Origin of the sequence: Paraburkholderia fungorum (genome assembly GCF_046027215.1) — a bacterium.
Taxonomy (GTDB): domain Bacteria; phylum Pseudomonadota; class Gammaproteobacteria; order Burkholderiales; family Burkholderiaceae; genus Paraburkholderia; species Paraburkholderia fungorum_D.
The window spans coordinates 3411709-3423788 of the sequence record NZ_JAQQEN010000002.1 but is presented as its reverse complement, the minus strand read 5'-3'; the positions used below and the strand labels follow the sequence as shown (position 1 = coordinate 3423788).

The following is a 12080-nucleotide window of genomic DNA, read 5'->3' as shown; positions in this document are numbered from 1 at the left end:
GTTCAATTAAATTTACTATCCGGAAGTCGGCACCGGACGACAACGTTTGACACGCATTGCCGGTTCGGGTGAACACCTATCAATTCCATTCTTCAGTGGGAGGCGTGACCAAGGTGAAGAACGATAGTCAGGAGACAGGACAGCGGCTTCGCTCGCCGTTGGAGGGACAGGCGTCGGTCCCCTTCGATCTTCGCGCCGCGGTTCCCGCACCGCTCGAACTGCATCGCTGCAACGTGAAGGTGGAGTGGGTGGACTACAACCAGCACATGAGCGAGTCGTGCTATCTGCTTGTATTCGGCGACAGCAGCGACGCCTTCTTCCGATATGCCGGCATCGACGAGGCGTATCGGGCGCAGGGCCTTTCGCTCTATACGGCTGAGACCTACATCCGCAATCTGCGCGAAGTCGGCCTGGGCGAACCACTGCGCCTGACGTTGCGTCTACTCGACTTTGACCACAAACGCCTGCATATCGCACACGCGATGTATCACGCGGATCGCAAGACGCTGCTTGCCACAGCGGAGCAGATACTTGTCCACGTGGACATGAACGCGGGCAAATCAACGCCGTTTCCGATGGACCTGCGGGCGCGATTCGAGGTGATTCATCGCGCCCATGCGCAGGCTCCCGGTGACGATACGGTCAACACCTTGCTGTCGATAGAACGGCGCGGTAGCGCGAGCACCGTCTGATCGCGCGCGAGTGCCGGCATGCGTTGCCTGCCGCACCGGTTCATTGAAACTCATCCTGCCACCATGGCGAGCATCGACCTGAGCGCTCGCCGCGCATCGACAACGAGGAACGTATGACCCTGACACTCGACGCCTGGACCTCGCGTGCTGCCCAGCTTCAGATAGAAGGTCGAGCGTGGATCGACGGCGCGTTTACGCACGCCGCCGACGCAAGCACCTTTCCTTGCACCAGCCCGATCGACGGCCGAACCCTCGCGCACGTGGCGCGCTGTCAGGCAGTGGATGTCGAACACGCTGTCAGTTCGGCACGGCAATGCTTCGAAAGCGGCGCATGGGCGAATCTCGAGCCGCGAGCGCGCAAGCATGTATTGCTGCGGTGGGCCGAACTCGTGCGTGAGCACAGCGAGGAACTGGCGCTGCTGGAAACGCTCGATACGGGAAAGCCCATAACAGACACGACAGGTGTCGACATTCCGTCAGCGGCGTATTGCATCAGCTGGTTCGCGGAGGCCATCGATAAAGTGCAGGGAGAAGTCGCGCCGACGAGCCGTCAACTTCTTGGACTGGTGACGCGAGAACCGCTGGGCGTGGTAGCAGCCGTCGTTCCGTGGAATTTCCCCGCGCTGATTGCAATCTGGAAATGCGCGCCGGCGCTGGCGTGCGGCAATAGCGTCGTGCTCAAGCCGTCGGAGAAATCGCCGTTGAGCGCGCTGCGGCTTGCGCAACTCGCGCACGAGGCAGGTCTGCCGCCCGGTGCGCTGAATGTAGTACCGGGATTCGGCGATACCGGCCAGGCGCTGGCGAGCCACGTCGACGTCGATTGCATTGCGTTTACAGGATCGACCGCAGTGGGACGAAAAATTGCGGGCTACGCCGCGCAATCCAACCTCAAACGTGTCTGGCTCGAACTGGGTGGCAAGTCCCCGCAGCTTGTTCTGCCGGATTGCCCCGACCTGGATTACGCCGCGCAGACCGTCGCGCGTGCCGTGTTCTACAACACGGGGCAAATGTGTACAGCGGGGTCGCGCCTGCTCGTACACCGGGACATCAAGCGGGATTTCATTGAACGTGTGCTGGTTGCGGCGCAGGCCTATTCGCCAGCCAACCCGCTTTCACCGGAGACGCGAATGGGTTGCCTGATCGACCAATCGCAGGTGGAGCGCGTCATAGGTTATGTCGATGAGGGCCGCAAGCACGCGCGGTTGCTAGCGGGCGGTCGGCGCATGCTCGCCGAGTCCGGCGGACAATACATTGAACCGACTGTGTTTGACTGTGCACACGACGATATGCCGCTGGTCCGCGAGGAAATTTTCGGGCCCGTGCTGTCGATACTTGAATTCCATGACCTGGATGACGCGATCGCCGTGGCCAATCGTTCTCCATACGGTCTCGCTGCCGCGGTCTGGAGCGCGGACTTGAGTACGGCGCACCAAACCGCGAGACGATTGCGCGCCGGCACGGTCTGGGTCAACTGTTACGAGGAAACGGACGACATGAACTTCCCATTCGGAGGGTTCAAGGAATCAGGCAACGGGCGCGATAATTCCTTGCATGCTCTCGAGAAGTACACGGAATTGAAGTCCACTATTGTGAAGCTGTGAGCGGGAAATCGGGCAGGAACGGACGTATTTGGCGCTCCTCCTCGATCGCCCGACTATCGCTCATCGCTTATGCCGCAAGTTGGTAAGCGTGCATCGCTGGCCTACGCGTATTTGCAGGAAACACATTCCACGAACCGTCATCGTGCCGGAAGAAAACGATGGTCAAACCGCCGTCCGTCCGCTGCCCGACGATACGCACATAGCGCCGTCGATCCGCCCGTGTGCGACTGAACTCGATTACGCGGATCTTCACCGCCGAAGAAGGGCCAAACCACTTGCCCACCAGCGTTCGCAAGCACTTCTCGCCCGAACCCATTTCGCTCTCCTCTGACGGCAACGCCACGGTGGCCCGCCTTCCCGGCCAGAACATCGCAACGCCCTGTTGAAAACCATATCAACAAATATAGGTTGGATAACCTATAAGTCAACGAGCAACTTAGAGTATTCAGGGTAAACCATATTCCCGTCATATCGCCGACACGTCTGACGTTTGCCGTGCGATGCCTAGGAAAAATAGGTTCTTCAACCTATAATGAAATACGGTTAGCTGACCCATTCCGTCATACAAGTGTCGGGTTAGCCACAGCGCAGACGCGAACGCGATGTTCCGCGGCTGCAGAAATACCACCTTGATTGGTGTCCTATAGGGCGACGGAACTTCGTCGCTACTGGCGGACGAACAACTGTGTGCTGAACAGGGAAATCGTCAGCGCCTCAGAACGGAGTGCACGTGAAAAAACTGTCCCTCAGTTCCACAGCGATATTTGATCCGCACACGGCAGCGCCAGTGAGGCGTCGCGGCAATCGGGATAGTCGGGTACCCGAGATCATCGAAGTTTCGATCAATGTGCTGATTGCCGCAGGTTACGCCGGGTACACAATCAACCGCGTGGCTAACGATGCGGGCATTCGACTGAGCACATTGCAACATTATTTTTCAAGCCGCGAGGCACTATTGCGCGCCACAATCGAGGAGATTGCAAAACGGTACTTCGAACGCTTTCGAAAATTTGTCGAAAACCGAAGCCGCTCCCCGCAGGCGAGGCTTGACTCAATCGTTGACGACGCATTCGCCGACTTTGTCGGGCCTGGATTATCAGCAGGTGTCGTCGAAACCTGGGGATTGGCGCTGCATGAATCGTTCGCGCGTGATGTCGTCGTGGATGTGCAGAAGCAGTTCAGCAGGCTTTTCGCGCAGCTTGTCGGCGAGATCAATCCGGAATTGTCGATAGAGGAGCGCGAATTGCGCGGCGCATTGATCATGTCAAGTTGCCAGGGCCTGGTTATTTTCCTGCGCTGGTGTGACGATGATGTTTCGCGATTGCACGCATTTCGCAGGGCTATCAAGGTCGTATGGAGTGGTTTGGGCAAAGCGGAGGAATGAGCACGTCCTGCCGTGGGGTTTCCAACTGCACACGAAGGTGGCTGGCCCGCACGGCGCAATCAAACGCAGTCTCTGCCCTCATGCACCTGCCGCCACGCGACATAACTACGCCGCGTCGGCGACCGCCGGTCGGAGATAGAGCTTTAGTGAAAAACGTCTGGAGTGTATTGGGTACCTGAGCAACGAGCCCTGCCCCGCCCTCGCCAGGAATTGGCTCGTGCATTTACAGACGGTGACGCCGCTGCGTCTTGCCACCGCTTTCCGAAGTAGCTTTAGCCGTTCTTCCAGACTGCCTTGCGCTTTTCCAAAAAGGCATTCACGCCTTCGCGCTGATCGTCCCAATCGAAGAGGTCAATGAAGCGCTCGCGCTCCAACGCCAGAGCGGCGCTTCGCGGGACACCCTGACGGGCACTGTGGATCAGTTGTTTGCTGAACGCAACCGCTTGAGGGCTCAGGCTTGCAACGCGTTCCGCCATCTTGAGAGCCGAATCCAGGGATTGACCTTTGCCCACGACCTCCTCGACCAGTCCCATGTGCAAAGCAGCATTGGCATTCACCCGCTCGTTGGTCAAGATCATGCGCTTGGCCCAGCCTTCCCCCACCAGCCAAGGCAGCGTCTGAGTACCACAACCGGAGGGAAGCAAGCCCACTGCAGGTTCGGGGAGCGCCATCTGCGACTGTTCCTCGGCAATGCGAATATCGCAAGCGAGCGCGCATTCCAGTCCGCCCCCCATTGCGTAGCCGTTGATTGCTGCGATAACAACCGGGCGTGCCTCCTGCAGCGCTTCGAACGCTTCACCGAATCTTTGCACCATCAACCGCGCCGCTACTTTGTCTCCCGCGGCAAAGCTCTTCAACTCCGCACCGGCGCTGAAGAACTTGTTGCCCTCCCCAGTGACCACAACGGCATAGATTTGCCGATCGTCATTCAACGCGCGTACCTGTTCCTTCAGCGATAGCAAACTTTCAGCGGTGAAGGTATTGGCGGGTGGATTGTTGATGGTCAGGACGGCAGTGTGGCCCTCCTTCCGATAGTCGATCATTTTTGCTCTCCAATGACTGAAAAAGCACGACACGCGGCATTGACGCAAGACGCCTACATAGATGAACGCCACCGTCAAGATTGGGCATCGCGCAAGGACTCATGCTTTGTCGCGTCTACATCACTGCACCCGCTCTTTGACATAGCGACCCGGTGCGGCCTCGATCTCTCCATACTTTCCGTTGCCAGGTTTCTTAGGCGCCGGGATCTCTTCCCCGGAATGGCCTCTAAGCCAGGCAGCGTAATGGGGCCACCAACTGCCCGGCATAGAGCGGGCGCTTGCAAGCCACTCGTCGGCACCTCCGCCAACGTCACCGCCGATCCAGTAGTTCCGTTTGTTCCTGAAAAATGGATTGACAGGACCCGTGATGTGGCCACCTCCACCTAATACAAATTCGACCTCTCCCCTTGAATGTCTCACGCTTTCGTATCCGGACTTCCAGGGAACCAGGTGATCCTCGCTAGCGTTAAAAATGTATGTTGGCAAATCGATCAAGCGCAAATCCACCGACTCACCGCACACCTTCATGGCACCGGGCTGTACCAATCTGTTTTCCGTATAGCACTCGCGCACGTAGGATGAGAACATCGGTCCGGGAAGGTTGCTGTCGTCGCTGTTCCAGTAAAAAAGGTCAAACGCGGACGGCATCTTGCCTTTCAAGTAGTTGTTGATCACGAAGGACCACACCAGATCGTTCGCGCGCAGGCTCGCAAAAGCCCGAGAAAGCTCTTTGCCGGAAACAATTCCACCTCGGGAGAGCGCTTTCATTCGGTGGTCGAGAAAAGCACGACCCAGATAAACGCCGATTTCACCCGGGTCAGCGTAATCCAGCATGGCGATCAGCTGGGTCATGCTGGCCGCCGGATATCTGCGTTTTGATGCAAGCACGGCGAGTGCACAAGCCAGCAGAGAGCCGCCAACGCAGTAGCCAAGCGTATTGACCTTCTCCTGCTTCGTAATTTCCGACGTCACTTCAATCGCCGCTATCACACCCTTCTCGACATAATCGTCCCAAGTGAGATGCTGCAATGCCGGCGATGTACTGCGCCACGACACCATGAAAACGGTATAGCCTTGTGAGACGTAGTAGCGAACGAATGAGCTCTCCGGTGCAAGGTCCAGTATGTAGAATTTGTTAACTACAGAAGGCACGATAACCAATGGGACTTCATGCACCCTGTCGGTCATCGGCTTATACTGGATCAACTGTATGAGTTCATTTTCGTACACCACCGCACCAGGCGTATTTGCAAGATTTCTGCCAACTTCGAAGGCCGCCTCGTCTGAAAGCGAGATATAGCCTTTTCTGACATCTTCATGCAGGCTCTTGAGACCGCTTACCAAACTTTGCCCCTTTGTTTCTATAGCCAGTTTGAGCACTTCAGGACTGGTGAGCGCATAGTTGGCTGGTGACATGGCGTCAACGAAATGGCGCACAAGAAATGCCATTTCCTCCTTGGTTTTCTCGTCCAGGTTCCCGGACTCAATCACTTGCAGCAGCGCGTTAGATGTCAGCAAATAAGACTGCTTGATGTAATCGAACAAAGGATAGTCCTTCCACTCCGGAGCATCGAACCGGCGATCACCTTTATCAGCTTCAACGACAGGATTGGCGGTGGTTTGTGCCAACATGTTCGACCATAAAGCCAACTGCTTTTCGAGGTACTGCCCCTCGATGTCGGCGACCTTACCAACGTTGAAGCTATATAGATTTATCAAAAACTGTCCAACTTCTTTTGCAGCATCACTGGACATAAAATCACCGATAACGTTAGACCGCTGCACGGCGTCGGCCAGGTACTCTTGCTGTGCCTGCCAAAGAGTCTGGAATAAATTGTCGAGATTAATGCTACCGATGATGGTCGACCGCATAAAATTTTCCCCGGAATAGAGCTTCAAGGATGATCGGCACCGCAGCCGGCAGTTCTTGCCTGTCAGTGCATATTCGCCACGTACTACCAACTTCCCCAACTCGAACCTGGTTTTTTTCTACTCCATACTCCTACGTATTTTTCCGGATTTGTCATTTGAATTTCAATATGACCCTCATCCTCAACGTACTCGTCCTGACGGTGGAACCAGGATCTTCATAGCCTAATCTCCATTCGAATACGTATTGACCTTCCGCCGCTACTCACCACGCTTCGTTACAAGTGCCTATACTGTTGAAAAGCACTCGCGCAGATCGAAACACTGGTTCACAGTGTATTCATGCACTGTCGAAATTGGGATGCTCGACGCGGTCACTTGACCTGAGCGTTAATGCCATACAAGACGTATGGGACACTTCAGACTCGCTGAACCTGCATGGAAAATGAAAAAGGAACCGTTTCGGTGATCCTCGTTGAGGAGACGTTGAGCCTCGCTCGATGTGGCGGCCTTGATGCGAGTCCACTACTAGATGCCGCGGGAATCTCTCCGGCTGCCCTCGAATCACCGCTAAGCCGAATTACCTCAGAACAGTACGGAGCTTTGTGGAACAGGATCGCCATCGCTCTAGATGATGAGTTCTTCGGACAAGATTCTCATCCGATGAGAAGCGGCAGCTTCGTCGCGATGACGCGCGCAGCGCTCACTGCTCAGACAGGCGGCCGCGCACTCGCAAGGTCGGTTGCATTCATGCGCCTTGTGCTAGACGATCTCTTCGTGCAAGTCAGCGCGAAAGGCAAAAGTGTGCGTTTGGAATTCGTGCACCCGGAGCAACGCCAATCGCCAACAATGTTTGCATACGCAACCTACTTTCTTCTCGTCTACGGACTCGTTTGCTGGCTCGTGGGTAAGCGTATATCTGTATTGCGAGCGTGCTTCCGGTATTCCGAGCCGGCTGCCGTTGACGAATACAAGCTGCTTTTTTGCGAAGAGCTCACGTTCGGACAAGAATCCACATATGTCGATTTGATGAATGACTTTATTGATCTATCTGTTATTCAAGCCAATAGATCGGTCAATGCCTTTCTAAGGGATGCTCCAGGCAACTTTATCGTCAGATACCGCAACCCCGGCTCATTAGCGGCGCAGGTGCGACACCTTCTACGAGGAAGTCCAACGATGAACTGGCCCACATCAAGCGCGCTAGCAAGGCATTTTCGCCTGTCGGAAGCAACGATGCGGCGGCGACTCCGGACAGAAGGACAGACATACCTCTCTATCAAGGACCATTTGCGACGCGATTTTGCAATAGAGGCGCTTCAGGGAAGTGACCGTCCCATCGGTTTGATCGCTCAAGAGCTTGGCTTCGCCGAACCCAGCGCGTTTTACCGGGCGTTCCAGAAGTGGACTGGACTGCGTCCCAGTGACTACCGGAGCGTGAAACATAGCTCGATCAAATGATCTATGTCTGCCTTTCCAAAATCCTCAATAATGGCCGACGTCTTTCCAGACGTCACCTGCTTGCGTCACGGCAAGGATGTGCTCAGGAAATGTTCGACCCGTCGATAAAGATCGAAGCGGTTGACTTCGAGACACATGGAATGCGTTCCTTCGCCCAATACCTCCAGGCGCTTGTAAGGCGCCCCAGCCAGACGCCCGAACAATTCGCGCGCCATGCGTGGCGGCGTATCAACATCCCATTCGCCCAGAATTGTCAGAACCGGAACTCTAATGTTGCCGGGTTCGTATGTGGGGATACCCGCTGCCCAGTATTCGGCTAGATCCGCCAGCACGCCGTTCGGAGCAAACAGTACAGGTGGCGTCCGGGACGCCCCTAGCGGATCGGCACCGAGTACGTGATTCCACCACGCCTCAAGTTCACCTTCCGGACAAAGCACTTCCGCAGTACTTGTGTCTACTCCGCGAAACCAGCGTCCACGGATTTCATCGAGGGTAACTTTCCGATATGAGGAAAAGGCCGATGCAAATAGTGGCCCCAGCGCCGCCATCCCCATTTTTGCAGCTAGAGATAGGGGTAGTAAAGTCTCAAGCGGCGGCTGCATCGTCCACACTGGCGCGTACATTACCAGTCGCCGCACCTTCGCGTTGTTCCTTGATGTGTAGCCAGCACAAATCGCCGTACCCCAAGACCACCCGACAAGATTAACGTATTCCACACCGGTTCGAGCGAGGACAAAATCGACTGCAGCGCTCAAATCAAGAATCGCTTCCGGCGTACGGGCGTAAGGCCTATTAGTCCATCCCGCTTCGACATCGATAGGCGAGCGTGACGATAGACCGTAACCACGAACATCAATGGCGTATACATCGTGACCATGTGTCGCCGCGAAGTCTAGCCACGAGCCGCCGCGAAGCGGAGCGTCGAATGCAGATACACCCGAAAACGTGGCGCCATGAACAAAGATCGTTACTTCGCGGATATCCTGGGTCACCCCCGGTGATAAGCATTTGTGTCGGAGATGAATCTGGACGCTGGGAGGCTCTGATGGCACGTAGAGGTCCTCGCAAATCAGGTTCGACGATGGGACTGTCTGTGTCACTTTTTTTCCTTTGACCCCGTGTCTTCCGGATCTCTATCCGACATCCCGCCGAGACGTCGCAAGATAAACGCTCTCCGTGCACACCACTAATATCGGCTTTCCGCTGCTGAACGAACCACCACACCGCGCCGAACTCAGACTTTGAGACTACGCGCGATCACCAAACGTTGAATTTCGCTCGTACCTTCGTAGATCTGCGTGATTCGTGCGTCTCGGTAGTGCCGCTCTACCGGATAGTCCTCGAGGTAACCGTAGCCGCCGTGAATCTGGATCGCCTTTGAGCATACCGACTCCGCGACCTCAGAGGCAAAGAGTTTTGCCTGGGATGCCTCCGAGAGACACGACTTTCCAACGGTGCGCAAACGCGCTGCATGATGGATCAACAGACGTGCGGCATTGATGCCGGTCGCCATGTCCGCGAGCATATTGCCAACGCTTTGGTGTTCGACGATTGCCACACCGAACTGCTTCCGATCTTTAGCGTAAGCCAACGCTTCCTCGAACGCGGCCCTCGCGATACCGACCGCCTGAGCCGCAATGCCAATTCGACCGCCCTCAAGATTAGAAAGCGCAATGGCCAATCCCTTGCCACGCTCTCCGAGAAGTTGATCCTCCGCCACCGTGCAATCCTCTAACGTTACTGCGCAGGTGTCAGAGGCACGAATGCCAAGCTTGTGCTCAGGTCGGTCGACGATAAAGCCCTGAGTCTCCGTGGGAACGATGAACGCTGAGATTCCCTTCTTGCCAAGCTCGGGGTCTGTCACGGCGAATACGATCGCAACCTTCGCCCGTTTGGCATTTGTCACGAAGAGCTTACTGCCATTTAGCGTCCACGTACCCTTCTTCAAAACAGCTCGGGTCCTAAGGTTATTTGCTTCGGAACCAGCCTGTGGTTCAGTCAGGCAGAAGCAGCCAATTTTCCGTCCACTTGCCATGTCTGGAAGATACGCCTGCTTCTGGGCTTCACTCCCGAACTTCAGAATTGGTCCACACCCTACGGAGCTATGCACGCTCATCATTGCCGCCGTTGCTGCGCATCCGGCTGCGACTTCTTCGACGGCAATCGCATACGCGACGTAATCCGTATACGAGCCTCCCCATTCTTCAGGGACCACCATTCCGAGCAACCCCAGCTCCCCCAACTGGGAGACGGCCGAATCCGCGATCCAGTGGTCCTTCTCCCATTTCGCCGCATGGGGTGCAAGTTGCTCTCGTGCAAACTCGCGCGCCGCGTCACGGATCATTCGTTGCTCTTCTGTGTAGAACTCTTCCATCGCTTGTCCCCTTCATCGGCAGTGCGCATGCACCTTGGGCAAGCCGCCGAACCACAGGCCTAAGGCGGTTGCGCTAACGTGGTTCTCAGTGTAGCTGCCAAGATTCGATACGAAGATGCTCGACTCAGTCATTCTGCTTGACCGATATTGCCACTCACCGAGCCGTTTTTGCCGAGGTATCGCATGCGCCTGTTTTGAATGTCCCGCGATGGACTTTCGCTGCATCATTGGGCGTCGAATACGCGACGGAGGACAGGCTCGCATCCAGGATCCACTATGTGCGCTTCGGCTCGTGAAACGACAGAGGCCATCAAGTTATTGCAGGCCAAACGCCCAAATATACCCGCACCTCTGTGAAGTCTCGCGCCGAAGCGCCGTGCCACCTTGAACTTACTTCGCTAACTGTTCGAGGCCGTTGATTGACCAGTGACTCTCTGTGATTCCAACCGGGTCAGCGCGACCGTTAATCGGCACGACGGTCGCGTGGCGCGCCTTAAAGTCGAACACGTCGAAGCCCGTGTAAAGCAATACTTTCTGACCACCGTCAGACACGCCGGAGCGCATTTCGGACATCACAAACTTCCAGAACTCGCCCTTCTTGTCATAATTTTCCGAGTAGTACGGTCGAAATGTGTCCGCATCCACGTACATGACACGCTTGCTATACGGATGCTCGTCCGGCGGCGTTGCTTCGATGACGTACACTTCGCGCGGCTGCCATTTGGCGATGGGATTCCAGTACGGCGCATTCTTCAGATCCACGGTGGGGAATTCGTCTGGTGTGCCCGACTTCGATGCAACGTGGTTATCCTTTTTCCCATCGGTAATAGCCAACACCCAACGTTTGCCAACCAGCTTAAAATTCTTGTACCAGCTCGGACGCGCGTTAAATACATTCGTGTCGTCTTCAAGCGAATCGGTGCCTCCGACCGGATCCATCCAGGCACCTCCAGACAGCCGGCGCACACGTCGCGCCGATTTCAGATAGGCCCAGGTCTCCTCGAACTTCGGAGAATCGAGACGAACCGCGAATGTACCGATACCCTTGATATCCTGCGGATCCTGCGCGAGGTCATAGGTTTTCGCGTCAATGTCGCCGTCACCGACAACCGGCTGAGCGTCAAGGAGCCGGCCCTTGAAATAGTAGCGCTGATAGATCCAGGATTGCTTGGTCTCCAGGCCGCTATTGCCGTTGATGCCAAGAACAAAAATATCGTTGTAGACGATGTCGCCTTCGCGTGGAGCATAGTAATAGTTCCACATAACCTTCACGGCAGCGTCCGGATCGCTACTCTGAATATCAGGGAACGGGACCCCCGCTACATAACCAGAAACCTCCTTGCTTTTTTGATCAAATTTCACCTGACTCGAGTATTTTTTTGTCGCCTCAACGAGGCGTGGCTCTGGTGGAATCGGTTTCGCGTGGTCGAGAGTAATCTTCAGATTATAGTTTCGCACCTGCCACTCGACCTTCTCGGTAAGCAGGCTCGCGATAGTATGCCCGTCGAACGTTTCGCTCTTTATTGTATCGATGTTCGATTTTTCAATAACAGTGCCTGCGGGAACTTCCGCCGCAATTGCACCTGTCGCCGCGGTTAGCAGCGAGAAAACCAGGATTCGACCAGCAGCCTTGTGAAGCGTATTCATCATGTGTCT

Annotated in this window: 10 protein-coding genes; 4 read left to right on the top strand and 6 right to left on the bottom strand. The window is 55.7% G+C overall.

Annotation, left to right across the window (positions count from 1 at the left end; genetic code table 11):
- Positions 1-113 precede the first annotated feature (113 nt).
- Positions 114-692 carry a thioesterase family protein gene (locus PQR27_RS35715; RefSeq protein ID WP_408528237.1) on the top strand — a complete coding sequence of 193 codons (579 nt, stop codon included), beginning with the start codon at positions 114-116 and terminating at the stop codon, positions 690-692.
- A gap of 113 nt (positions 693-805) precedes the next feature.
- Positions 806-2293: an aldehyde dehydrogenase gene (locus tag PQR27_RS35710; protein ID WP_408528236.1), complete on the top strand. Its 1488-nt coding sequence runs from the start codon at positions 806-808 to the stop codon at positions 2291-2293.
- A 67-nt stretch (positions 2294-2360) separates the two neighbouring features.
- On the opposite strand, the gene PQR27_RS35705 is transcribed toward PQR27_RS35710, so the two are convergent.
- Positions 2361-2609: a hypothetical protein gene (locus PQR27_RS35705; RefSeq protein WP_408528235.1), complete on the bottom strand. Its 249-nt coding sequence runs from the start codon at positions 2607-2609 to the stop codon at positions 2361-2363.
- Positions 2610-3023: 414 nt separating this feature from the next.
- Here PQR27_RS35705 and PQR27_RS35700 point away from each other — a divergent pair, with 414 nt between their 5' ends.
- The gene (locus PQR27_RS35700; RefSeq protein ID WP_408528234.1) at positions 3024-3677 is read left to right on the top strand and encodes a TetR/AcrR family transcriptional regulator; all 654 of its coding nucleotides are present in this window, start codon (positions 3024-3026) and stop codon (positions 3675-3677) included.
- A 272-nt stretch (positions 3678-3949) separates the two neighbouring features.
- On the opposite strand, the gene PQR27_RS35695 is transcribed toward PQR27_RS35700, so the two are convergent.
- Both PQR27_RS35695 and PQR27_RS35690 read right to left on the bottom strand, forming a co-directional pair.
- The gene (locus tag PQR27_RS35695; protein WP_408528233.1) at positions 3950-4720 is read right to left on the bottom strand and encodes an enoyl-CoA hydratase; all 771 of its coding nucleotides are present in this window, start codon (positions 4718-4720) and stop codon (positions 3950-3952) included.
- A 120-nt stretch (positions 4721-4840) separates the two neighbouring features.
- A complete protein-coding gene (locus PQR27_RS35690) occupies positions 4841-6592 on the bottom strand; it encodes a PHA/PHB synthase family protein (RefSeq protein ID WP_408528232.1) in 1752 nt (583 codons plus the stop codon).
- 435 nt (positions 6593-7027) lie between these two features.
- Between PQR27_RS35690 and PQR27_RS35685 the strand changes: the two genes are divergently transcribed.
- The gene (locus PQR27_RS35685; RefSeq protein ID WP_408528231.1) at positions 7028-8050 is read left to right on the top strand and encodes an AraC family transcriptional regulator; all 1023 of its coding nucleotides are present in this window, start codon (positions 7028-7030) and stop codon (positions 8048-8050) included.
- 65 nt (positions 8051-8115) lie between these two features.
- Here PQR27_RS35685 and PQR27_RS35680 read toward each other — a convergent pair whose 3' ends face one another.
- The 3 genes from PQR27_RS35680 to PQR27_RS35670 form a co-directional block, all read right to left on the bottom strand.
- Entirely contained in the window at positions 8116-9042 is a 927-nt protein-coding gene (locus PQR27_RS35680) for an alpha/beta hydrolase (RefSeq protein ID WP_408528230.1), read from the bottom strand.
- Positions 9043-9284: 242 nt separating this feature from the next.
- Entirely contained in the window at positions 9285-10424 is a 1140-nt protein-coding gene (locus PQR27_RS35675) for an acyl-CoA dehydrogenase family protein (protein WP_408528229.1), read from the bottom strand.
- A 390-nt stretch (positions 10425-10814) separates the two neighbouring features.
- Complete coding sequence (locus PQR27_RS35670) at positions 10815-12074, bottom strand: DUF1329 domain-containing protein (protein ID WP_408528228.1); 1260 nt, start codon at positions 12072-12074, stop codon at positions 10815-10817.
- Positions 12075-12080 lie beyond the last annotated feature (6 nt).